18 protein-coding genes are annotated in these 22,477 nt (G+C 70.8%); 13 read left to right on the top strand and 5 right to left on the bottom strand.

Translation table 11 applies throughout. The features are described from left to right. Window positions 1–48: 48 nt before the first annotated feature. Both AB0M93_RS06310 and fdhD read left to right on the top strand, forming a co-directional pair. A complete protein-coding gene (locus AB0M93_RS06310; protein WP_364269034.1) occupies window positions 49–1,359 on the top strand; it encodes an OFA family MFS transporter in 1,311 nt (436 codons plus the stop codon). A gap of 1 nt (window position 1,360) precedes the next feature. After that, window positions 1,361–2,194 (top strand): formate dehydrogenase accessory sulfurtransferase FdhD, encoded by an 834-nt coding sequence (gene fdhD, locus AB0M93_RS06305; RefSeq protein ID WP_364269032.1) that lies wholly within the window; start codon window positions 1,361–1,363, stop codon window positions 2,192–2,194. Here the strand turns inward: fdhD and AB0M93_RS06300 are convergent. The 3 genes from AB0M93_RS06300 to sucC are packed head-to-tail and all read right to left on the bottom strand — an operon-like array spanning window position 2,182 to window position 5,117. Beyond that, window positions 2,182–3,081: a LysR family transcriptional regulator gene (locus AB0M93_RS06300; RefSeq protein WP_364269030.1), complete on the bottom strand. Its 900-nt coding sequence runs from the start codon at window positions 3,079–3,081 to the stop codon at window positions 2,182–2,184. The genes fdhD and AB0M93_RS06300 overlap by 13 nt on opposite strands. Then, on the bottom strand, window positions 3,081–3,968 hold the full coding sequence (gene sucD, locus AB0M93_RS06295; RefSeq protein ID WP_364269028.1) for a succinate--CoA ligase subunit alpha: 888 nt from the start codon (window positions 3,966–3,968) through the stop codon (window positions 3,081–3,083). Before sucD ends, AB0M93_RS06300 begins: the two co-directional genes overlap by 1 nt. Before the next feature lie 3 nt (window positions 3,969–3,971). Next, entirely contained in the window at window positions 3,972–5,117 is a 1,146-nt protein-coding gene (gene sucC, locus AB0M93_RS06290) for an ADP-forming succinate--CoA ligase subunit beta (RefSeq protein ID WP_364269026.1), read from the bottom strand. 290 nt (window positions 5,118–5,407) lie between these two features. On the opposite strand from sucC, the gene AB0M93_RS06285 reads away from it, so the two are divergent. The 4 genes from AB0M93_RS06285 to AB0M93_RS06270 are packed head-to-tail and all read left to right on the top strand — an operon-like array spanning window position 5,408 to window position 11,926. After that, window positions 5,408–7,144 carry a thiamine pyrophosphate-binding protein gene (locus AB0M93_RS06285; protein WP_364269024.1) on the top strand — a complete coding sequence of 579 codons (1,737 nt, stop codon included), beginning with the start codon at window positions 5,408–5,410 and terminating at the stop codon, window positions 7,142–7,144. 14 nt (window positions 7,145–7,158) lie between these two features. Then, a complete protein-coding gene (frc, locus tag AB0M93_RS06280; RefSeq protein WP_364269022.1) occupies window positions 7,159–8,388 on the top strand; it encodes a formyl-CoA transferase in 1,230 nt (409 codons plus the stop codon). Between the two features lies 1 nt (window position 8,389). Then, a complete protein-coding gene (locus tag AB0M93_RS06275) occupies window positions 8,390–10,534 on the top strand; it encodes an acetate--CoA ligase family protein (RefSeq protein WP_364269020.1) in 2,145 nt (714 codons plus the stop codon). 15 nt (window positions 10,535–10,549) lie between these two features. Next, on the top strand, window positions 10,550–11,926 hold the full coding sequence (locus AB0M93_RS06270) for an OFA family MFS transporter (protein WP_364269018.1): 1,377 nt from the start codon (window positions 10,550–10,552) through the stop codon (window positions 11,924–11,926). Window positions 11,927–11,955: 29 nt separating this feature from the next. Here the strand turns inward: AB0M93_RS06270 and AB0M93_RS06265 are convergent, their stop codons facing one another. After that, entirely contained in the window at window positions 11,956–12,693 is a 738-nt protein-coding gene (locus AB0M93_RS06265; protein ID WP_364269016.1) for a GntR family transcriptional regulator, read from the bottom strand. Between the two features lie 254 nt (window positions 12,694–12,947). Between AB0M93_RS06265 and AB0M93_RS06260 the strand changes: the two genes are divergently transcribed. The 4 genes from AB0M93_RS06260 to AB0M93_RS06245 are packed head-to-tail and all read left to right on the top strand — an operon-like array spanning window position 12,948 to window position 18,506. Then, window positions 12,948–13,937 (top strand): 2-dehydropantoate 2-reductase, encoded by a 990-nt coding sequence (locus AB0M93_RS06260; protein WP_364269014.1) that lies wholly within the window; start codon window positions 12,948–12,950, stop codon window positions 13,935–13,937. A gap of 13 nt (window positions 13,938–13,950) precedes the next feature. Next, the gene (locus AB0M93_RS06255) at window positions 13,951–15,870 is read left to right on the top strand and encodes a molybdopterin-dependent oxidoreductase (RefSeq protein ID WP_364269012.1); all 1,920 of its coding nucleotides are present in this window, start codon (window positions 13,951–13,953) and stop codon (window positions 15,868–15,870) included. Window position 15,871: 1 nt separating this feature from the next. Then, a complete protein-coding gene (locus AB0M93_RS06250) occupies window positions 15,872–17,614 on the top strand; it encodes an NAD(P)H-dependent oxidoreductase subunit E (RefSeq protein WP_364269010.1) in 1,743 nt (580 codons plus the stop codon). Between the two features lie 34 nt (window positions 17,615–17,648). Then, window positions 17,649–18,506: a 2Fe-2S iron-sulfur cluster-binding protein gene (locus tag AB0M93_RS06245; RefSeq protein ID WP_364269008.1), complete on the top strand. Its 858-nt coding sequence runs from the start codon at window positions 17,649–17,651 to the stop codon at window positions 18,504–18,506. Window positions 18,507–18,577: 71 nt separating this feature from the next. Here AB0M93_RS06245 and AB0M93_RS06240 read toward each other — a convergent pair whose 3' ends face one another. After that, window positions 18,578–18,868, bottom strand: coding sequence for a barstar family protein (locus AB0M93_RS06240; RefSeq protein WP_364269006.1), 291 nt, complete (start codon window positions 18,866–18,868; stop codon window positions 18,578–18,580). A 135-nt stretch (window positions 18,869–19,003) separates the two neighbouring features. Here AB0M93_RS06240 and AB0M93_RS06235 point away from each other — a divergent pair, with 135 nt between their 5' ends. From AB0M93_RS06235 to gcl, 3 genes are read left to right on the top strand one after another with little or no spacing between them, the layout of a single operon-like run. Further along, entirely contained in the window at window positions 19,004–19,816 is an 813-nt protein-coding gene (locus tag AB0M93_RS06235) for a TIM barrel protein (protein ID WP_364269004.1), read from the top strand. Beyond that, window positions 19,813–20,700: an NAD(P)-binding domain-containing protein gene (locus AB0M93_RS06230; RefSeq protein WP_364269002.1), complete on the top strand. Its 888-nt coding sequence runs from the start codon at window positions 19,813–19,815 to the stop codon at window positions 20,698–20,700. Before AB0M93_RS06235 ends, AB0M93_RS06230 begins: the two co-directional genes overlap by 4 nt. A 1-nt stretch (window position 20,701) precedes the next feature. After that, window positions 20,702–22,393 (top strand): glyoxylate carboligase, encoded by a 1,692-nt coding sequence (gene gcl / locus AB0M93_RS06225; RefSeq protein ID WP_364269000.1) that lies wholly within the window; start codon window positions 20,702–20,704, stop codon window positions 22,391–22,393. Window positions 22,394–22,477: the final 84 nt, after the last annotated feature.

Raw genomic sequence — 22,477 nt, 5'->3', positions numbered from 1 at the left:
AGCCTACTCCATACTGCATACAATCTTCAGTGTGAGGAGGCGGTCGCCATGGCGGAGGTCCACGAGCTGCGGGACGTCTACGGACGGCGCTACCGCGTCGGCGAGACCGACCGGGAGCTGCTCGGCCGGCCGCGGACGTGGATCACCTGGCTCGCCGCGGGGGCCATGCTCGCCGCCGGGGTGCAGCAGTACGGTTTCGGTGCGATCGTGCCGTCGCTGAGCCGCACCCCCGGCTGGACGTCCGGCGGGATCGTGCTGTCGCTCGCGGTGTGGGCGATCTGCCAGGCCGGCGCGGCGTTCCCCGCGGCGTGGCTGCGCGAACGCGGCCTGCTGCCCGCGCCGGCGGCGATGGCCATCGGTGCGGTCCTGTGCGCCGCCGGCCTCGTGACCCTCGGCCACGCGACCAGCCTGACCGCCGTCTTCCTCGGGTATTCCGTGCTCGGCGGGCTCGGTACCGGCCTGGTCTACGCCACGTGCGTCGGCGCGGTGCTCGCCTGGTTCCCCGACCGCACCGGATCCCGTGCCGGCATCGTGAGCGGCGCCTTCGCCCACGGCAGCGTCCCGTTCGTCGTGCTCGCCGCCGCGCTGCCGGCCGCGCGTCCGGTGCTGCTGGACGTCACCGCCGCCGTCGTGCTCACCGTCATCGCCGGCTGCGCCGCGCTGCTGCGGTACCCGCCGCGGCACTGGTGGCCGGCCACCCCCGAGCCCCGGGCGTGGGCCCTCGACCGTACGCACAACCGGCGTCCGGCGGTCCGGCACTACCGGCCGGCCGAGCTGTTCCGCTGCCGCACGACCCTTGCGCTGTACCTCGTCGTCGTGCTTGCGGCCGCCGTGCTGCTGTTCGACCTGGCCTACCTGGTGACGTTCGCCGCGGCGCGCAGCGGACCGGGCCTCGCCGCGGCCGCCCTGGCGTCGCTCGCGGCGGCCACCGGCAGCGGCCGGGTCCTGATCGGACGCCTCGCCGACCGGCTCGGCCGGCACCGGATCCTGCGGTTCGCGCTGCTCGCGGGCGGTGTCGCGCAGTTCGTGCTGTTCTACTCCGGCGAACACCGGCACGCCGTCGGCCTGCTGCTGGGCGCCGCGCTGGCCGGGCTCGGCAACGGCTGCTGCTACACCCTGCTCGTCGGCCTGGTGCGGGAGTACTTCGGCGACGAGTCGGCGGCGCAGAACTTCGGGATCCTGTACAGCGCCAAGGCCGTCGGCGCGGCGGTCGGGATCGGGCCGGCGGCGATCGTGGTGACGACGCACGGGTTCGCCGGCGCGTTCGCCGCGGCCGGGGTGCTGAGCCTGACCGCGGCGGTGCTGTCCGGGCGGCTGACCCAGCCGGGCCGCCCCGCGTCGCTGCTGCCGGCGGCGTGACGTGGGGCGGATGACCGCCCGGCGGCGGGTGCTGCGCGTCCACGACGGCGCGCACACGACGCGGCCGGACACGCTGACCGTCGAGGAACCCCTCGAGATCCGGGTCGCCGGGAAGCCGCTGACGATCACGATGCGCACCCCGGGCGACGACTTCGACCTGGCAGCAGGCTTCCTGGTCGGCGAAGGCGTGGTCCGCGCGGCGGCCGACATCCGGTCGATCCGCTACTGCGCCGGCGCCACCGCGGACGGCGGCAACACCTACAACGTCGTCGACGTCGTGCTCGCCGACGGCGTCGCCCCGCCGGACGCCTCGGTGGAGCGCAACTTCTACACGACCTCGTCGTGCGGGCTGTGCGGCAAGGCGAGCCTGGACGCGGTGCGCACGACGGTCACCTGGCCGCTCGACGGCGACCCGTTCGCCACCGACCCGGCGACGCTGGCCGGTCTGCCGGACGAACTCCGTGCGGCACAACGGGTTTTCGACCGCACCGGCGGCCTCCACGCGGCCGGGTTGTTCGACGCCGACGGGAAACTGCGGTGCCTGCGCGAGGACGTCGGACGGCACAACGCGGTGGACAAGGTCGTGGGCTGGGCGACCCGCGACGGCCGGCTGCCCCTGTCGGGGACGGCGCTGATGGTCAGCGGGCGGGCGTCGTTCGAGCTGGTGCAGAAGGCGGCGATGGCCGGGATCCCCTTGCTGGCGGCGGTTTCCGCGCCGTCGTCGCTGGCGGTGGACCTGGCCGCGGAACTGGGCCTGACCCTGGTGGGCTTCCTGCGCGGAACGTCGATGAACGTCTACACGCGACCGGACCGCCTGGGCCTTCAGCCGAGCTGAGCGAGCAATGCGGCGACGGCGGGGGAGACGTCGGCCCGGTGCACGGCGGCGAGCTGCCACGGTGGGGGCCGGTCGAACCGGCGGACGGTGAGTTCGGGGAACCGCGCGGCGGCGGAGGCGGGGAGAACACAGACGGCCAGCCCGGCGCGGACCAGCCCGGCGGCGACGGCGAGATCATCGACTTCGAGCGTGACCCGGCGGTCGGGGAAAGCTTGGTCGACGGCGTTTCGGATGGCCCAGCCGGGCGGGAAGTCGACGAGGGAAAGCGAGGACAGATCACCGGGAGCGGAGCGCGAGCCGCCGGGCGCGGTCGCGAGCACGAGATCTTCGGGAGGCAGGAGGGTGACGACCGGTTCGGCGGCACAGTGGTCAGGAGCGGAGGCCGGGTGCGTGCCGTTTGACGCAAGGCCTGCTCTCGCGAGATTGCCTGGTGTCCGGAACACCGGGCCACCTGCGGTGTGGCCCGGGGCCACGGTGAGCACGACGTCCACATCGGACGCGCACCACCGTTTTGCCGCGCACAGCTGCCGAACGGCCACCCCCACCCCCGGATGCACCTGCCGCAACGCCGTGAGCACCCGGTGCAGGTCCGCCAGCAACCCCGGGCACACTCCCAACCGGACCTCGCCGCCCACCGGCGAAACCGCGGCCCGGGCGCGTTCGGCCGCTTGGAGGGCCGCCCGCGCGGCGGGCACGAATGCCTCGCCGGCGGGCGTCAGCACCACCCGGTGGGTCGTCCGGTGGAACAGCGGCGTGCCCAGGTCGCGCTCGAGGGCCCGGACCACTGTGGATACTGTCGACTGCACCGTCCGGAGGCGCTGGGCGGCCGCCGTGAAGCCGCCCTCTTCGGCGACCGCCACCACCACCGCCAGCTGGCGCAGCTCCATCACCGCGCCCCGAGAACCTCGCGGGCCAGCGCGGCCGTCTCGCTCGGCGTCCGGCCCACCCGGATGCCCGCCGCCTCCAGCGCCGCCTTCTTCGCCGCCGCGGTGCCCGCCGATCCCGACACGATCGCGCCCGCGTGCCCCATCGTCTTGCCCTCCGGGGCCGTGAACCCCGCGACGTACCCGACGACCGGCTTCGACACGTTCGCGCGCACGAACTCCGCCGCCCGCTCCTCGGCGTCGCCGCCGATTTCGCCGATCAGCACGATCAGGTCGGTCTCCGGATCCTTTTCGAACGCTTCCACCGCGTCGATGTGGGTGGTGCCGATGATCGGGTCACCGCCGATGCCGACGCACGTCGAGAAGCCGATGTCCCGCAGTTCGTGCATGAGCTGGTAGGTCAGCGTGCCCGACTTCGACACCAGGCCGATCCGGCCCGGGCCGGTGATGTCCGCCGGGATGATGCCGGCGTTCGACCGGCCGGGGGAGATGATGCCCGGGCAGTTCGGGCCAATGATGCGGGTCCGCCCGCCCGCCGCGACGGCGTGCGCCCACAACCGCGCGGTGTCGTGCACCGGGACGCCTTCGGTGATCACCACCGCGAGGCCGATCCCGGCGTCCACCGCCTCGATGACCGCGTCGGCCACGAACGGCGGCGGCACGAACAGCACGCAGACGTCGGCGCCGGTCGACGCTATCGAGTCCGCCACGCTCGCGAACACCGGCAGCGACGCCGCACCGATCTGCACCTGCTGCCCGGCCTTGCGCGGATTCACCCCGCCGACGACGTTCGTCCCGGCGGCCAGCATCCGCCGCGTGTGCTTGGCGCCCTCGGAGCCGGTGATGCCCGAGACGACGATCCGGCTGTTCTCGTCCAGGAAGACGGCCATGGTTCAGACCTCCGCGATCGCGAGCTTCGCCGCCTCACGAGCGGCGTCGTCCATGGTGGCCACCACGGTGACCAGGGGATGGGCGGCTTCGGCGAGGATCCGCCTGCCCTCGGTGACGTTGTTCCCGTCGAGCCGGACCACCAGCGGCCGGGTCGCCCGCGGACCCAGGACCTGCAGCGACTGCACGATCCCGGTCGCCACGGCGTCGCACGCGGTGATGCCGCCGAAGACGTTGACGAACACGCTGCGCACCTGCGGATCGCCGAGGATCACGGTCAGGCCGTCGACCATCACCTGCGCCGACGCGCCGCCGCCGATGTCCAGGAAGTTCGCCGGCCCGCGCGCGCCCGCCTCGGCCGCGGCCGCCGCGACGACGTCCAAAGTGGACATGACGAGGCCGGCGCCGTTGCCGATCACGCCGATGTCGCCGTCGAGCTTGACGTAGTTGAGGCCTTTCGTGCGGGCCTCGCGCTCCAGCGGATCGCCGTCGGTGGAATCGTCGTAGGAGGAGGAACGGCGGAAGGACGCGTTGTCGTCCAGGGTGATCTTGCCGTCGAGGGCGATGATCCCGGCCGACGTGCTCGCGAGCGGGTTGACTTCGACGAGCGTGCAGTCCTCGGCGACGAACACGTCCCACAGCTTCTCGACGACGCCCGCGACTTCGGCGCGGACATCGGCGGGGAACGCGGCCGCGACGGCCGCGGCGTCCACCCCGGCCCGGGGATTCACCGGCACCCGGACCAGGGCGTCCGGCCGGGAGGCCGCGACCTCCTCGATCTCCATCCCGCCTTCGGTCGACGCCATGGCGAGGAACGTGCGCCCGGCGCGGTCGAGCAGGAACGAGACGTAGTACTCGTCGGCGATCTCGCTCGCCTCGGTGATAAGGACGCGGTGGACGGTGTGGCCCTTGATGGCCATCCCGAGGATGTCGTCGGCGGCCTGCTCGGCGTCGTCGGCGGTCCGCACCAGGCGGACGCCGCCCGCCTTGCCGCGGCCGCCGGTCTTCACCTGCGCCTTGACGACCACCGGGCCGCCGAGCGCGGCCGCCGCCGCGCGGGCCTCGGCCGGATCGGCGGCGACCCGGCCGCGGGGGACGGGGACGCCGTGTTTTTCGAACAGGTCACGGGCTTCGTGTTCGAAGAGGTCCATGTGGGAGCGTCCTTTCCGCGGCGGGGCAGGGCGAGGAAGTCCGTCGTGTCCGGGCAGGCGGTGACGGTCCGCGGGGCCGGCTCCACCCGGAAACCGGGCGCCGGAAAAAACCCTGCGGATAGCCCTGGACACAGCCAGCTAGAAGGGTGACTATATGCCTACCCCATACGGTATGCAATCTACAGTCTGCCGCGAAGGGGCCGCTGACCTCGGAACTCAGCCGATGAAAGACGCGGCGACACGCACCGCCGGACAAGAGAGATCCGGTGGCGGACCAGAGGAGTTGAGCCATGGCGCTGACCACGACCGGCACCACCGCGGGGGAGAGTGCCGCAGCGACGAACGGCGCCGAGCCCGCGCCCGCCGAGATCTCCGGCGGCCACCTGGTGGCCAAGGCGTTGAAGGCCGAAGGGGTCGACACGATCTTCACCCTGTGCGGCGGCCACATCATCGACATCTACGACGGCTGCGTCGACGAGGGCATCGAGGTCATCGACGTCCGGCACGAACAGGTCGCGGCGCACGCGGCCGACGGCTACGCGCGGATCACCGGCAGGCCCGGGTGCGCGGTGGTCACCGCCGGGCCGGGCACCACCGACGCCGTCACCGGGGTCGCCAATGCGCTGCGCGCCGAGAGCCCGATGCTGCTGATCGGCGGCCAGGGCGCGCTGACCCAGCACAAGATGGGGTCCCTGCAGGACCTCCCGCACGTGGACATGATGACGCCGATCACCAAGTTCGCCGCCACCGTGCCGCACACCGCCCGGGTCGCCGACCTCGTCTCGATGGCGTTCCGCGAGGCCTACGCCGGTGCACCGGGGCCGTCCTTCCTGGAGATCCCGCGTGACGTCCTCGACGCGCGCGTGCCGCTGCAGAACGCCCGCATCCCCGAAGCCGGCCGCTACCGGGCGTCGACGAAGAACGCCGGCGACCCCGCGGACGTCGAAAAGCTCGCCGACCTGCTGGTGCACGCGAAGAAACCGGCGATCCTGCTCGGCAGCCAGGTCTGGACCACCCGGGCCACCGGCCCGGCCACCGAGCTGGTGCGCACGCTCAACATCCCGGCGTACATGAACGGCGCCGGCCGCGGCACCCTGCCGCCGGGCGACCCGCACCACTTCCAGCTTTCGCGCCGGTACGCCTTCGACAACGCCGACGTCATCGTCATCGTCGGCACCCCGTTCGACTTCCGGATGGGCTACGGCAAGCGGCTGTCGAAGGACGCAGCCGTCGTCCAGATCGATCTCGACTACCGCACGGTCGGCAAGAACCGCGACATCGACCTCGGCATCGTCGGCGACGCCGGTCAGGTGCTGGCCGCCGTCGCCGAAGCCGCGTCCGGCCGCACCGACAACGGCGCCGTCGGTCGCAAAGCCTGGCTGGAAGAACTCCAGGCCGTGGAAGAGAAGGCGAAGCAGAAGCGGTTGTCGCTGCAGCACTCCGACGCGAGCCCGATCCACCCGTACCGGCTGGTCCACGAGATCAACGAGTTCCTCACCGAGGACTCGATCTACATCGGCGACGGCGGCGACATCGTCACCTTCTCCGGCCAGGTCGTGCAGCCCAAGTCGCCCGGACACTGGATGGACCCCGGTCCACTCGGGACACTCGGCGTCGGGATCCCGTTCGTCCTGGCCGCCAAGCACGCCCGTCCGGACAAGGAGGTCGTGGCGCTCTTCGGCGACGGTGCCTTCAGCCTCACCGGCTGGGACTTCGAGACGCTCGTGCGGTTCGACCTGCCGTTCGTCGGGATCGTCGGCAACAACTCGTCGATGAACCAGATCCGCTACGGCCAGGCGGCGAAGTACGGCCTGCCGCGCGAACGCGTCGGCAACACCCTCGGCGACGTCCGCTACGACGAGTTCGCGCGGATGCTCGGCGGGTACGGCGAAGAAGTCCGCGACCCCGCCGACATCGGGCCGGCGCTGCTGCGGGCGCGGGAGTCCGGCAAGCCGTCGCTGATCAACGTCTGGGTCGATCCCGGCGTGTACGCCCCCGGAACCATGAACCAGACCATGTACAAGTGAGCGGAGGCCAAGGCATGGGTAAGGCACTGGAGGGCGTGCGCGTCCTCGACATGACGCACGTGCAGTCCGGTCCGTCGTCGACGCAGCTGCTCGCCTGGCTCGGCGCGGACGTGATCAAGCTCGAAACCCCCGGCCGCGGCGACATCACCCGCGGGCAGCTGCGCGACCTGCCCGGTGTGGACAGTCTCTACTTCACGATGCTGAACGCCAACAAGCGCAGCATCACGCTCAACATGAAGAGCGACGAGGGCAAGGGCGTCTTCGAGAAGCTCGTGTCCGGTGTGGACGTCCTGGTCGAGAACTTCGGCCCGGGGGTGGTCGACCGGTTCGGGTACCCGTGGGAGAAGCTCGCCGCGCTCAACCCGCGGCTGATCTACGCCTCGATCAAGGGGTTCGGCCCCGGCCGCTACGCCGACTTCAAGGCCTACGAGGTGATCGCGCAGGCCATGGGCGGCGCGATGAGCACCACCGGCTTCGAGGACGGGCCGCCGACCGCGACCGGCGCGCAGATCGGCGACTCCGGCACCGGCATCCACCTGGTGGCCGCCATCCTCGCCGCGCTGTACCAGCGGACCTCCACCGGCCGCGGCCAGCGCGTCCAGGTCGCCATGCAGGACGCCGTGCTGAACCTGTGCCGGGTCAAGCTGCGTGACCAGCAGCGGCTGGCGCACGGCCCGCTGGGGGAGTACCCGAACGACCAGTTCGGCGACGAGGTCCCGCGCTCGGGCAACGCCTCCGGCGGTGGCCAGCCGGGCTGGGCGGTGAAGTGCGCGCCCGGGGGCCCGAACGATTACATCTACGTGATCGTCCAGCCGCCCGGCTGGGCCCCGCTGGCCCGGCTGATCGGCAAGGCCGAACTGGCCGACGACCCGGCGTGGGCCACGCCGGAGGTCCGGCTGTCCAAACTGGACAAGATGTTCGCGCTCGTCGAGGAGTGGACCGAGAAGCACACGAAGTGGGAAGTGATGGAAAAGCTGAACGCGCACAACATCCCGTGCGGCCCCATCCTGTCCACGAAGGAGCTGATCGAGGACGAGACGCTCGCCGAGCTCGGCTCGGTCGTCGAGGTCCCGCACCCCGAGCGCGGCACCTTCAAGACCGTCGGCTGCCCGCTCAAGCTGTCCGACTCGCCGGTCGAGATCGAGCGGTCGCCGCTGCTCGGCGAGCACAACGACGAGGTGCTGGCCGAGCTCGGCTACGGCGAAGCCGAGCTGGAGAAGTTCCGTGCGGCGGGGGTGATCTGACGTGGCGGATCGCGCGGCGGTCGAAAAGATCCTCGAGCAGGTGGCGGCCGACGGGCGGTCGTCGCTGACCGCACCCGAGGGGCGTGCGGTGTGCGAGGCATACGGTATCCCGACGCCGGCCGAGCGGCTGGCGACGACGGCCGAAGAAGCCGTGGCCCACGCCGAAGCCATCGGGCTGCCGGTCGTGCTGAAGATCGTCTCCCCGGACATCCTGCACAAGACCGAGGCCGGCGGGGTGCTCGTCAGCCTCGAGGACGCCGACGCGGTCAAGGCGGGATTCACGCAGATCGTCGACAACGCGAAGGCGTACGACGCCGACGCCCGGATCATCGGCGTCCAGGTGCAGCAGATGCTCACCGAGGGGCAGGAGGTGATCATCGGCTCGGTCACCGACCCCACCTTCGGCAAGGTCGTCGCCTTCGGCCTGGGCGGCGTGCTCGTCGAGGTCCTCAAGGACGTCACCTTCCGGCTCGCGCCGACGAGCACCGAGGATGCGCTGTCGATGGTCGACGGTATCCAGGCGGCCGAGATCCTCCGGGGTGTCCGCGGATCGGATCCTGTCGACCGTGATGCCCTCGCCACCGTGATCACCAGCCTTGGTGAGCTGGTCACCGACTTCCCCCAGCTGTCCGAAGTGGACCTCAACCCGGTGCTTGCGACCCGGCAGGGCGCCACCGCGGTCGACGTCCGGATCCTGGTCGACCCGGACGCGGCGAAGGAGCCGCACCGGTTCACCCAGGAGGAGATCCTCGCCTCGATGAACCGGATCATGAAACCGGCGGCGGTCGCGGTGATCGGGGCGTCGGCCGAAGCCGGGAAGATCGGCAACTCGGTGATGAAGAACCTGGTCGACGGCGGGTACGCGGGAGAGATCCACCCGATCAACCCCAAGGCCGCGGAGATCCTCGACCGCAAGGCGTACCCGAGCATCGCCGACGTGCCGGGCGACGTCGACGTCGCGGTGTTCGCCATCCCGGCGAAGTTCGTGCCCGCGGCGCTGGAGGAGGCCGGGAAGAAGGGCGTGGCGGGCGCGATCCTCATCCCGTCCGGCTTCGGCGAGACCGGCGACATCGAGCTCCAGGACGAGGTCGTCGCCATCGCCCGCAAGCACGGCGTGCGTATCCTCGGGCCGAACATCTACGGCTACTACTACACGCCGGAGAACCTGTCGGCGACATTCTGTACACCGTATGACGTCAAGGGCGGCGTGGCCCTGTCCTCGCAGAGCGGCGGGATCGGGATGGCCATCCTCGGCTTCAGCCGGTCGGCGAAGATGGGCGTGTCCTCGATCGTCGGCGTCGGCAACAAGGCCGACATCGACGAGGACGACCTGCTCACCTTCTTCGAGCAGGACGACAACACCCAGCTCGTCGCCATGCACCTGGAAGACCTCAAGGACGGCCGGGCGTTCGCCGAGACGGCGAAACGGGTCTCGAAGCACAAGCCGGTCGTCGTGCTCAAGGCCGGCCGGACGTCGCAGGGCGCCAAGGCGGCCAGCTCGCACACCGGCGCGCTCGCCGGCGACGACAAGGTCTACGACGACATCCTCCGCCAGAGCGGCGTGATCCGGGCGCCGGGGCTGAACGACATGCTCGAGTACGCCCGCGGCATCCCGCTGCTGCCGGCGCCGAAGGGCGAGAACGTCGTCATCATCACCGGCGCCGGCGGTTCCGGCGTGCTCCTTTCGGACGCCTGCGTCGACAACGGGCTGCAGCTGATGGAGATCCCGCCGGACCTCGACACGGCGTTCCGGAAGTTCATCCCGCCGTTCGGCGCGGCGGGCAACCCGGTCGACATCACCGGCGGCGAGCCGCCCTCGACCTACCGCAACACGATCGCGCTGGGCCTGGCGGACGACCGGATCCACGCCTTGATCCTGGGCTACTGGCACACCATCGTCACCCCGCCGATGGTGTTCGCGGAACTGGTCTCCGAGGTGGTCGAGGAGTACCGCGCGAAGGGGATCCACAAGCCTGTTGTCGCGTCCCTGTCCGGTGACGTCGAAGTCGAGGAGGCGAGTGACTACTTGTACGAGCGCGGCGTCGTCGCGTACCCGTACACGACCGAGAAGCCCGTGGCAGTGCTCGGCGCGAAGTACCGCTGGGCGCGGGCCGCGGGCCTGCTGCCGAACCTGAGTCGACGATGACGAAGGAGAATCCTTGTGACCGCAGCCACGTACCAGGAGATAGTTGACGAGAACGGAAGAGTCTACCGGGTAGGCGAGTCCCCGCAGGACATCATGGGGCGCTCACGCAGCTGGATGGTCTGGCTGCCCTGGATCGCCATGATGGCGGTCAGCGTGTTCGAGTACGGCTGGGGCGCCGTCGAGGGCACGCTGGAGGAGAAGTACGGCTGGACGCTGTCGGACGCGTTCTGGCTGGCCAGCATCTGGGCGGTGTTCCAGGCCGGCGTGGCCTTCCCGGCGGGCCGGCTCAGAGAGCGCAACGTCGTCTCGGCGAAGACGGCGATGCTGGCCGGTGCCGTGTGCAGCGGCATCGGCTACTTCACCATCGCGCACAGCGGGAACCTGACGCTGGCGTTCATCGGGTACTCGGTCCTCGGCGGCACCGGCGCCGGGCTCGTGTACGCGACCTGCATCAACATGGTCGGCAAGTGGTACCCGGAGAAGCGCGGCGCGCGGACCGGGTTCGTGAACGGCGGCTTCGCCTACGGCTCGGTGCCGTTCATCTACCTGTTCAGCGCGTTCCTCGGGCACGAGAACGTCACCGGGGTGCTGGACGGCATCGGCCTGTACATGCTGATCGTCGTCGGCGTCTGCGGGTTCCTGTTCAAGGACCCGCCGAAGAGCTGGTGGCCGAAGGAGGTCGACCCGATCTCCTGGGCGAAGGGCAAGACCGGCGTGAAGAGCCTGGCCAAGAACCCGCCCGCGGTCCGGCAGTTCACGCCGATGGAGGCCATCCGGACCGGCATGCTCCCGCTGATGTGGGTGTGCCTGGTGATCATCGGCGGAGTCTCGCTGTTCGGCATCAACTTCCAGGTGCCGTTCGCCAAGGAGAGCCACTTCGGCGCGTTCGTCGCGGCTTCCTCGGCCGGCGTGCTGGCGATCGTGAACGGCACCGGCCGCGCGGTCGTCGGCTGGGCGTCGGACAAGCTCGGCCGGCGTCAGACGCTCACCATCGTGCTGCTGATCGCCGGCGGCGCGCAGTTCGGTGTGCTGTACGCGGGGAACACGCACAACCTGGTGCTGTTCATGGTGTTCGCATTCCTGACCGGGTTCGGCGGCGGGGCGTTCTACCCGCTGTTCGCCGCGCTCGTGCCGGACTACTTCGGCGAGAACAACAACGCGTCGAACTACGGCCTGGTCTACAGCGCGAAACTGGTCGGTGGCGTCGGCGGCGGCGGGCTCGCCGCCGGGGTCGTCAGCGCGTGGGGTTACACCGGCGCGTACGTCTTGGCCGGATGCATCGCGGTGCTATCGGCCGTGCTGACGCTGTTCCTGCGCCAGCCGGGCCGGACGCGCCACCAGCTCGCCGAAACCGAGCTGGTGGCGCGGCCTTCAGCCGCAGCCGGCGGCTGATCCGGTAACGCTCCCCGGTCCTGCAGTCATCAGGACCGGGGAGCCTCCGGACGTTCGTGGTAGGCCTGGCGGGTCCGTTCGGTGTGCTTGGCCATGATCTTCTCGGCCAGCTCCGCGTCTTCCATCGAGATCGCGGTGATCAGTTCCTCGTGCTCGTGCCAGGCGTCCTGGCCGCGGGGCCGGGCGATCGGCGTGTAATACCAGCGGACCCGGCGGTCGACCAGGCCGATCATCTCCGCCAGCACCTTGTTCCCGGACAGTTCGGTGATGAACGCGTGCAGCGCGGCGTTCGCCGTGACCAGGCCTTCGATGTCGTCGGACCGGAGGGCTTCGAGGCCGGCCTTCTGCAGTTCCCAGAGCCGCTCGACGTCCTGCACCGTGGCCCGCTCGGCGGCGAGCTTCGCCGAATGCGTCTCCAGCACGCTGCGGACGCTCAGCAGCTGATCGGCCTCCTCGTCGGTGGGCAGGTGCACGAACGCGCCCTGGGCGGGACGGAGATCGACCCAGCCTTCGCTCTGCAGCCGCTGCAGGGCCTCGCGGACGGGCTGCCTGCTGACGCCGAGGTATTCGGCGAGGTCGGCTTCGACCAGGTGCTGGCCGGGTTCGAGGGTGCGGTTGATGATCAGTTCGGCGAGGGCCTCGTAGACGACCTGACGCAGCGGGGCCGGCCGTTCGACGCGCTTGGCGGCGGTCGAGCTGAGCGAGCCCTTGGCCGTGCGGCGGCCGGTCGGGCCGCGGCCGGGAAGCGGGGTAGCGGGCTGGCTCACGGGACACCTCGAAGGGGGAGTGGAAGCGATGATCGGCCTCCAGGATACAGGTTTTGGTATGCAAAATCCCGAAATCTCACCCGGGTTCGCTGGTTTCCCTCGATGGAGATCCACGCGCTGACGCAGAGTGTCCGGTTTGTCCGGCTGCGTTGCGCCGCCGGAGTGGTGGGGAGGATTCGTCGGCACCAACCCTGGTCCGCCGACCGGATCCAGGATACTGTATGCAATCACGCGCTGGATCAGGGAGGCACATCATGAAGGTGGCTGTTCTCGGAGCCGGGGCGATCGGCGCCTACGTCGGGGCCGCGCTGCACCGCGGCGGGACCGAGGTGCACCTGATCGCCCGCCGGGCGCACCTCGCCGCGATGCGCGAACACGGCGTCCGCGTGCTCAGCCCGCGCGGCGACTTCACCGCGCACCCCCACGTCACGGACGACCCCGCCGAGGTGGGCGAGGTCGACTACGTGTTCCTCGGCCTCAAGGCCAACTCCTACGCTTCGTGCGGGCCGCTGCTCGCCCCGCTGCTCGGCCCGGAGACGGCGATCGTGGCCGCGCAGAACGGCATCCCGTGGTGGTACTTCCACGGCCTGACGGGCCACCCGCTCGAGGGGCGGCGGATCGAGACCGTCGACCCCGGCGGCTCGGTGACCGCGGTGCTCGAACTGCGGCGCGCGATCGGCTGCGTCGTCTACTGCTCGACGGTGATCGAGGAGCCGGGCGTCGTCCGGCACCTGGAAGGCACCCGCTTCTCCCTCGGCGAGCCGGACGGCGAGATCTCGGCCAGGGCCAAGGTGCTCAGCGCGGCGATGATCGCCGGCGGCCTCAAGGCGCCCGTCGAACCCGACCTGCGCAACGACATCTGGATCAAGCTGATGGGCAACGTCGCCTTCAACCCGCTCTCGGCGCTGACCCGGGCGACCATGGCCCAGATGTGCGAGCACGACGACACCCGCGAGCTCGTCGCCACGATGATGACCGAGACCCTGGCCATCGCCCGCGCCGCGGGCAGCGACCCGGGCGTCTCGGTCGAGAAGCGCATCGACGGCGCCTGGCGCGTCGGCCACCACAAGACGTCGATGCTGCAGGACCTCGAAGCGGGCAAGCCCCTCGAGATCGACGCGATCATCGGCGCGGTCGTCGAACTGGCCGGGCTCACCGGCGTGCCCGCGCCGGCCCTGCGGTACGTCCACGCCGCCGTTTCCCTGCTCGACCACACCAGCAAAGTCCCCGTCGGGTCGCACTGACCGGAGGTTCGAAGTGAAGCGCAGGAAGACCGAGCCGTACGTCCGGCTCACCCAGCCCCTGGTGCGCGATTCCGGCGTGCTGCGGCCGGCGACCTGGGCCGAGGCCCTCGACCGGGCCGCCGCCGGGATCCGCCGCACCCTCGACGGAAAGGGGCCCGAGGCGTTCGGCATGTTTTCGTGCGCCCGCGCGACCAACGAGATGAACTTCGTCGCGCAGAAGTTCACCCGCGCGGTGATCGGCACGAACAACGTCGACTCGTGCAACCGCACCTGCCACGCGCCCAGCGTCGCCGGGCTGGCCCGGGTGTTCGGCAGCGGCGGCGGCACGTCCTCCTACCAGGAGGTCGAGGACGCCGACGTCATCGTGATCTGGGGCGGCAACCCCCGTGAAGCGCACCCGATCTTCTTCCACCACGTGCTCAAAGCCGTCCACAAGGGAGCGAAGCTGTTCGTGGTCGACCCGCGGCGGACCAGCACCGGCAGCTGGGCGCACCGGCAGCTGCAGCTCGAGGTCGGCACCGACATCCCGCTCGCCCACGCCATCGCGCGGGAGATCATCCACTCCGGACTGGCCAACACGACGTTCGTCGAGCGGGCGACCGAGGGGTTCGCCGAGTTCGCCGCGTCGGTCGAGCCGTGGACCCTCGAGGTCGCCGAGAAGACCACCGGCGTGCCGGCCGAGCTGATCCGCGAGCTCGCCGTCGCGTTCGCCCGCGCCGATCGCGCGCAGCTGTCCTGGACGCTCGGCATCACCGAGCACCACAACGGTACCGACAACGTCCTGGCGCTGATCAACCTCGCGCTCCTGGCCGGACAGGTCGGCCGCTACGGCGCCGGGCTCAACCCCCTGCGCGGGCAGAACAACGTCCAGGGCGGCGGCGACATGGGCGCCATCCCCGACCGGCTGCCGGGTTTCCAGGACGTCCTCGACGCCGGCGTCCGCGCCAAGTTCGACGCTGCGTGGGGTTCGGCGATCCCGCCGCACCAGGGCCTCAACCTCACCCAGATGCTCGACGCGATGGAACGCGGCGACCTGACCTGCGTCTACGTCATCGGCGAGAACCCGGTCCAGTCCGAAGCGGACTGCGAGCACACGATCAAGCGGCTGTCCAATGTGGATCACCTGATCGTGCAGGACATCTTCCTCACCAAGACCGCGCAGCTGGCCGACGTCGTGCTGCCGGCGACGGCGGCCTGGTGCGAGAGCGACGGCACCTTCACCAACTCCGAACGCCGGGTCCAGCGCGTCCGCAAGGCCCTCGAACCGCCCGAGGGCGCCCGCGACGACATCGAGCTGCTCTCGGAACTGGCCCGCCGGCTCGGGCACGACTGGCACTACACCGGCGGCGAAGAGGTCTGGGACGAACTGCGGTCCCTGTCGCCGATGCACGCCGGTATGTCGTATCCACGGCTCGAAGAGCTCGGCGGCATCCAGTGGCCGTGCTACTCCGAAGACACCCTCGAACCGACGTTCCTGCACGCGCGCCTGTGGGCCGAGGACCCGGCCGAGCGCGGGCGCCCGGCGCCGTTCACGGTCATCGAGCACAGCCCGCCGGTCGACCTGCTCACCGAGGAGTTCCCGATCCGGCTCACCACCGGACGGCGGCTGGACTCCTACAACACCGGTGTCCAGTCGGGCGGGTTCCCGTCGCCGCTGCGGCGGGGCGAGACGCTCGACCTCTGCCCGGAGGACGCGCGGTCCCTCGGCGTCGAGCCCGACGAACTGGTCCGGATCTCCTCCCGGCGCGGGGAGATCGTCGCCCCGGTCCGGCTGGACAAGGGCCTGAAGCCCGGGCTCGCGTTCATGACCTTCCACTTCCCGGACGAGGTCGACGTCAACGTGATCACCATCGAGGCCACCTGTCCCGTCGCCGGCACCGCGGAGTACAAGGCCGCGGCCATCCGCGTCGAGAAGCTTCCGGTGGAGGTCTGAAGTGGACCTGAAACTCCTGGACGCCGTGGCGTCGCGCGAGGAGCGGGAGGCGGTCGCCGGGTTCGCCGGCGGCGGCCGTGACCAGCTGCTGTCCGCCCTGCACGCGGTCAACGACCGGGTCGGCTGGATCAGCCAGGGCGCCCTGAACCTGATCTGCGAGACGTTGCACGTCCCGCCCGCCGACGCGTACGGCGTGGCGAGCTTCTACTCGCTGTTCGCGCTGGAGGAGCGCCCGGAGCGGGTCGTGCACGTGTGCAGCGACCTGGCCTGCCGGATCAGCGGCGCGGATACTGTATGCGATGTTCTCACCGAGCACGTCGACGCCGCGGGGAAGGCACGCGGCGGGGTCACGTGGCTGCGCAGCCCGTGCCTCGGCGTCTGCGAACGGGCCCCCGCGGCGCTGACGTTCCAGGCCGGCGACCCGGCGACGACGGAACTGCTCGCCCCGGTGACCGGCGCGGCGGCCGTGCTCGCCGCCGGGCGGAGGCCGGCGGGAGAGGGCACTGCGCCGGTGATCCACCAAACGGAGGGATTGCGGCTGCTGCGCCGGGTCGGCGTCGTCGATCCGTCCAGTTTGGACGACTACCGCGCCACCGGTGGCTACGCGGCGTTGCGCAACGCCCTCCGGATGGGGCAGACCGCGGTGATCCGGGAGGTCACCGACTCCGGCCTGCTCGGCCGCGGCGGGGCCGCGTTCCCGACCGGGCGCAAGTGGGCGGCCACGGCCGCGCAACCCGCCGCGCCGCACTACCTGGTGTGCAACGCCGACGAGAGCGAACCCGGCACGTTCAAGGACCGGGTGCTGCTCGAAGGCGACCCGTTCGCCCTGGTCGAGGCGATGACGATCGCCGCGTTCGCGATCGGCGCCCGTCAGGGGTACGTCTACCTGCGCGGCGAGTACCCGCGGGCGTTGCGGCTGCTGCGGAACGCCCTGGCGGTGGCCCGCGAGCGCGGCTTCCTCGGCGCGGACATCATGAGCCACGGGGGGTTCTCGTTCGACATCGAGATCCGGCGCGGCGCCGGCGCGTACATCTGCGGCGAAGAGACGGCGATCTTCAACTCGATCGAAGGCTTCCGCGGCGAACCCCGCACGAAACCGCCGTTCCCGGTCGAGCAGGGGCTGTTCGGGAAGCCGACCGCGGTGAACAACGTCGAGACGCTGGTCAACGTGCCGCTCATCCTCACCGAAGGCGCGGCCGCATACCGTTCCCTTGGCACGGAAGCTTCGGCCGGGCCGAAGCTGTTCTGCCTCTCCGGCAACGTCGAACGCCCCGGTGTCTACGAAGTACCGTTCGGGACGACCCTGCGAGAGCTGCTCGCGATGGCCGGGGGAGTACCCGAGGGCCGCTCGCTGCGCGCGATCCTGCTGGGCGGCGCGGCCGGCGGGTTCGTCCGCCCGGACGAACTGGACCTGCCGCTGACGTTCGAGGACGCGCGGGCGGCGAAGACGACGCTCGGGTCGGGCGTCGTCCTGGTGCTGGACGACCTCGCCGACCTCGGCGGGTTCCTGCTGCGCATCGCGGAGTTCTTCCGCGACGAGTCGTGCGGCCAGTGCGTCCCGTGCCGGATCGGGACGGTCCGCCAGGAGGAGGCGATCCGGCGTGTCCTGGCGGCCAGGTCCGACGAGCGGCCGCTGCTGCGGGAGGTCGGCGGGGTCATGCGGGACTCGTCGATCTGCGGCCTCGGCCAGACCGCGTGGAACGCCATCGAATCCGCCATCGACCGGCTGGGAGCCCTCCAATGACCAGTGACGACACATGTTTATCCGTGGAGGAGCCATGACCATTGTGGACATCGGCATTCCGCGCCGGCTGGTCGAGTTCACCGTGGACGGTGAGTCCGTCCGCGTTCCGGAGGGTTCGACGATTCTCGACGCGTGCACGGCGGCGGGCAAGGACATCCCGACGCTCTGCTACGGCGACACCCTCGAACCGGCGAACGCCTGCCGCGTCTGCATGGTCGAAGTCGAAGGCTCGCGGACGCTGGTGCCGTCCTGCTCCCGCAAGGCCGAGCCGGGCATGGTCGTGCACACCGACTCCGAGCGGACCCGCACGAGCCGCAAGGTGGTCCTGGAGCTCTTGGCGTCCGCGACGGACCTCTCGACGACACCGGGGGTCGCGGAGTGGCTGGCGGAAACCGGCGCCGATCCCGGCCGCTTCGGCCCGGACGCGGCCACCGTGGCGCAACCGGCCATTGTGGACAACGAGCTCTACGTCCGGGACTACGGGAAGTGCATCCTCTGCTACAAGTGCGTCGACGCATGCGGCGAGCAGTGGCAGAACTCGTTCGCGATCACCGTGGCCGGCCGCGGCTTCGACGCCCGGATCTCGACGGAGTTCTCGAACCCGCTGCCGGACAGCGCCTGCGTGTACTGCGGCAACTGCGTCGAGGTCTGCCCGACCGGCGCGCTGAGCTTCAAGCGCGAGTACGACAAACGCGAAGACGGCACCTGGGACGAGTCCCGCCAGCAGCAGACCACGACGGTCTGCACGTTCTGCGGGGTCGGCTGCAACCTGACGCTGCACGTCCAGGACAACGAGATCGTCAAGGTGACGTCACCGCACGAGAGTTCGGTGACGCACGGGAATCTCTGCATCAAGGGCCGCTTCGGCTGGCAGCACGTCCAGAACCGGTAGGGGCGTTCGTCCGGAGGCGCCGTGGCTCGACGAGCCGCGGCGCCTCCGTCGTCGGTGCCCGTCGACCCGTCTCAGGCGAACCGGACGGTGAACCGCTGCTCCGGCGGATGCGCCGCGTCGCTCTCCATCACCTTGACCAGGAGCGCGGCGATGCGTCCGTACAGCTCCTCGCCGAGGTGCTCGGCACTGGCAGCGGCGTCTTCCCGCACCAGCTCGACGGGCCGGGGCACGTCCCGGTAGAGCCGGTCCCAGAGGGCGTCGAGGTTCCGCCCGTAGTACGGGCCGAAGTCGAGCGGACCGGCCAGCCGGTCGTGCAGGTCCCGCTCGGACCGGATGGTCTTCCCGTCGAGGACGACGCGCATCGCTCACTTCCCGTCGGCAGCCGGACCGGTCGAACCTACCGCAGAGGCAGCCGCCCGCCGTTGACCCCGATGCAGGTCAGCAGCTATTCTCGATATGCGAAAGAAAAATTCCGGATAGCGAAATTCGAGGTCGCGATGCCTGAAGAGGGCCACTCCCTGCCGTACGTCGCCAACCTGTCGATCCTGTTCAAGGAGGTCCCCCTCCTCGAGCGGGCCGCCGCCGCGCGGGACGCCGGGTTCACCGACGTCGAGTTCTGGTGGCCGTTCGACTCCGCGGTTCCCGCGCGCGACGACGTGGACGCCTTCGTCGGCAGCCTCGACGGAGTCCGGCTGCGCGGGCTGAACTTCTTCGCCGGCGACATGGCCGCGGGGGAGCGGGGCCTGGTGAGCTGGCCCGGCCGGGAAGCCGAGTTCGCCGACAGCCTCGTCGTCGCCCTCGGGATCGCCGAGCGCACGGGTTGCCGCAGCTTCAACGCGCTCTACGGCAACCGGCTCGACGGCGAGGACCCGGTCAAGCAGGACGACCTCGCCCGTGCGCACCTGGACAAGGCCGCCGACGCCGCCGCGCGGATCGGCGCGCAGCTGGTCCTGGAACCGCTTTCCGGGGCGGACCGCTACCCGCTCAAGACCGCCGCGGACGCCGTGGCCGTGCTCGACGACCTCGGGCGCGAAAACGTGCGGCTGCTGGCCGACCTCTACCACCTGGCAGTCAACGGGGACGACCTGGACGCGCTCGCGACGCAGCACATCGCCCGGATCGGGCACGTGCAGATCGCCGACGCACCCGGGCGCCACCAGCCCGGCACCGGCTCCCTCGACATCCCCGGCCACCTCGCGAAGCTGCAGCACGCGGGCTACACGGGTTTCGTCGGGATCGAGTACGTCCCGGAGCCCGACACCGTCACGTCGCTGGACTGGCTGCCGATCACCCGAAGGGGACGAGCATGAAACTGGGATTCATCGGACTGGGCGTGATGGGTGCCCCGATGGCCGCGCACCTGGTCGCGGCCGGGCACGACGTCAGCGGCTACGACGTCAACACGGCCGCGGGCGAGAAGCTCGAAGCCGCCGGCGGGCGGGCCGCCCGCGACGTGGCCGACGCGGTGGCCGGTGCGGACGTCGTGATCACGATGCTGCCGAACCACCCGCAGGTCGAGGCGGTCGTGCTGGCCGCGGGCGGGGTCCTCGACATCGCCGAGCCCGGCACGCTGCTGATCGACATGAGCACCATCCGGCCCGAGACCTCGATCGCCGTCGCGGAAGCCGCGCGGGACCGGAAGATCCGCGTGCTCGACGCCCCGGTGTCCGGCGGCCAGACCGGCGCCGAGCAGGCGTCACTGTCCATCATGGCCGGCGGCACCGAAGAGGACTTCGCGGCCGCGAAGCCGGTGCTCGACGCGCTCGGCAAGACCGTCGTGCACGTCGGCCCGCACGGTGCCGGCCAAGTCGTCAAGGCCGCCAACCAGCTCGTCGTGGGCGGGATCTACGGCCTGGTGGCCGAGGCGATCGTGCTGCTCGAAGCGTCCGGTGTGGACGCCGCCACGGGTCTCGACGTGCTCGCCGGCGGGCTCGCGGGCAGCCGGATCCTCGAGCTCAAGCGCCAGTCCATGGTGGACCGCCGGTTCGCGCCCGGGTTCCGGATCGACCTGCACCACAAGGACATGGGGATCGCGCTGGCCGCCGCCCGGCAAGCCGACGTCGCGCTCCCGCTCACCGGGCTGGTCGCCCAGCTCGTCGCCGCCGGCCGCGCCATGGGGTACGGCTCCCTGGACCACTCGGCCTTGCTGAAGGTCGTCGAACAGTTGTCGGGCCGCGTCCCGGCGGAGGTGTGACATGCCCAGAATCCCCGCGATGCAGGCGGTCGTCGACGTCCTGGAGAGCGAAGGCGTCGACACCGTCTTCGGCTGCCCCGGCGCCGCCATCCTCCCGCTGTATAACGCCCTACAGGGCCGCGCGATCAAGCACCTGATCGTCCGGCACGAAGAGGGCGCGACCCACATGGCCGACGGCTGGGCCAGGACGAACGGCAACGTCGGCGTCGCCATCGGCACGTCCGGCCCGGCCGGGACGAACATGATCACCGGGCTCTACACCGCGCACGCGGACTCGATCCCGATGATCTGCATCACCGGCCAAGCGGCCACGACGAAGCTGCACCAGGAGGCGTTCCAGGCGGTCGACATCGTCGAGATCGCCAAGCCGGTGACGAAGTGGGCGGTGCAGGTCAAGGAGGCCGCGCAGCTGCCGTGGATCTTCCGCGAGGCGTTCCGGATCGCCCGGTCCGGCCGGCCGGGCCCGGTGCTGATCGACCTGCCGATCGACGTCCAGAGGCAGGACATCGAGTGGGACTCCTCGATCGACTCGCCGCTGCCGGTGACCGCGGTGACGCCGGCGCCCGCGCGGGTCGAGCGGGCCCTGGACCTGCTGCTCCGAGCCGAACGCCCGCTGATCCTGGCCGGCGGCGGCGTGGTCCTGGGGGAGGCGAGCGAGCAGCTGCGGGCCGCGGCCGAGCGCTTCGACGTCCCGGTGCAGGTGACGCTGATGGGCAAGGGCAGCTTCCCCGAGGACCACGAGCTGTTCGCCGGGATGGCGGGCATCCAGACGTCGCAGCGCTGGGCGAACGCGGCCTTCCTGGAGGCGGACCTGGTGCTGGCGCTGGGCGCGCGGTTCGGCGACCGGCACACCGGCGAGCTGTCGGTGTACCGCGGCGACCGGAAGTTCATCCACGTCGACATCGAACCCACCCAGCTGGGCAAGGTGTTCGGGCCGGACCTGGGGATCGTCTCCGACACGCGCGAGTTCCTCGACGCGCTGCTGGCGGCGTCGGCCGAGCGCGAGGTTTCCCGGCGGCGGGACTGGGTCGCCCGGATCGCCGAGCTGAAGGCGGCGCTGCCCCGGCGCGACGACTTCGACAGCCTGCCGATCAAGGCGCCGCGGGTGTTCAAGGAGATCAACGAAACCTTCGGCGAGGACACCTACTTCGTCACCGCGATCGGGCTGTACCAGATCTGGTCGGGCCAGTTCCAGCAGGCGCACAAGCCGCGGCACTACCAGGTGTGCGGCCAGGCCGGCCCGCTCGGCTGGGAGATCCCGGCGGCGATCGGGGTGAAGAAGGCGCGGCCGGAGGCCGAGGTCGTCGGCGTGGTCGGCGACTACTCGTTCCAGTTCCTGGTCGAGGAGCTCGCGGTCGCCGCCCAGTACGACGTCGGGTTCGTGCTGATCATGCTCAACAACGAGTACCTCGGGCTGATCCGGCAGGCCGAGACCGGCTACGAGATGAACTTCGAGGTCGACATCCACTACGACGCGATCGGCACGGACAACGTGAAGATCATGGAGGCCTACGGCTGCTCGGGCACCCGGGTGCTGGAGCCGGGGGAGATCCGGACGTCCCTGGAGTGGGCGCGGAAGGAGGCCGAGCGCACCAGCCGGCCGGTCCTGGTGGAGATCATGGTCGAACGCGAGGGCAACGCCGCCATGGGCGCCGCGCTCGACGCCGTCAAGGAGTTCGAGCCCGTCGCGTGAGCATTCTGCCGCAGCTTGTCGTGAGTGGTAAGGCGAGTTCTTAAAAGCCCTTAAACACACCACCACCCCCGGGTCCACCGGCGC

The sequence above is a fragment of the Amycolatopsis sp. NPDC051102 genome, assembly GCF_040682815.1.
In the GTDB taxonomy this organism is placed as follows: Bacteria; Actinomycetota; Actinomycetes; order Mycobacteriales; family Pseudonocardiaceae; genus Amycolatopsis.
This window is presented reverse-complemented; position numbering and strand designations above follow the sequence as displayed.

What these genes read in the sequence shown, in the direction of transcription:
- AB0M93_RS06310 (WP_364269034.1), top strand. Translation starts at nt 49, where the DNA reads ATGGCGGAGGTCCACGAGCTGCGGGACGTCTACGGACGGCGCTACCGC.
- AB0M93_RS06300 (WP_364269030.1), bottom strand. Translation starts at nt 3,081, where the DNA reads ATGGAGCTGCGCCAGCTGGCGGTGGTGGTGGCGGTCGCCGAAGAGGGC.
- sucD (WP_364269028.1), bottom strand. Translation starts at nt 3,968, where the DNA reads ATGGCCGTCTTCCTGGACGAGAACAGCCGGATCGTCGTCTCGGGCATC.
- sucC (WP_364269026.1), bottom strand. Translation starts at nt 5,117, where the DNA reads ATGGACCTCTTCGAACACGAAGCCCGTGACCTGTTCGAAAAACACGGC.
- AB0M93_RS06285 (WP_364269024.1), top strand. Translation starts at nt 5,408, where the DNA reads ATGGCGCTGACCACGACCGGCACCACCGCGGGGGAGAGTGCCGCAGCG.
- frc (WP_364269022.1), top strand. Translation starts at nt 7,159, where the DNA reads ATGGGTAAGGCACTGGAGGGCGTGCGCGTCCTCGACATGACGCACGTG.
- AB0M93_RS06260 (WP_364269014.1), top strand. Translation starts at nt 12,948, where the DNA reads ATGAAGGTGGCTGTTCTCGGAGCCGGGGCGATCGGCGCCTACGTCGGG.
- AB0M93_RS06245 (WP_364269008.1), top strand. Translation starts at nt 17,649, where the DNA reads ATGACCATTGTGGACATCGGCATTCCGCGCCGGCTGGTCGAGTTCACC.
- AB0M93_RS06240 (WP_364269006.1), bottom strand. Translation starts at nt 18,868, where the DNA reads ATGCGCGTCGTCCTCGACGGGAAGACCATCCGGTCCGAGCGGGACCTG.
- AB0M93_RS06235 (WP_364269004.1), top strand. Translation starts at nt 19,004, where the DNA reads ATGCCTGAAGAGGGCCACTCCCTGCCGTACGTCGCCAACCTGTCGATC.
- AB0M93_RS06230 (WP_364269002.1), top strand. Translation starts at nt 19,813, where the DNA reads ATGAAACTGGGATTCATCGGACTGGGCGTGATGGGTGCCCCGATGGCC.
- gcl (WP_364269000.1), top strand. Translation starts at nt 20,702, where the DNA reads ATGCCCAGAATCCCCGCGATGCAGGCGGTCGTCGACGTCCTGGAGAGC.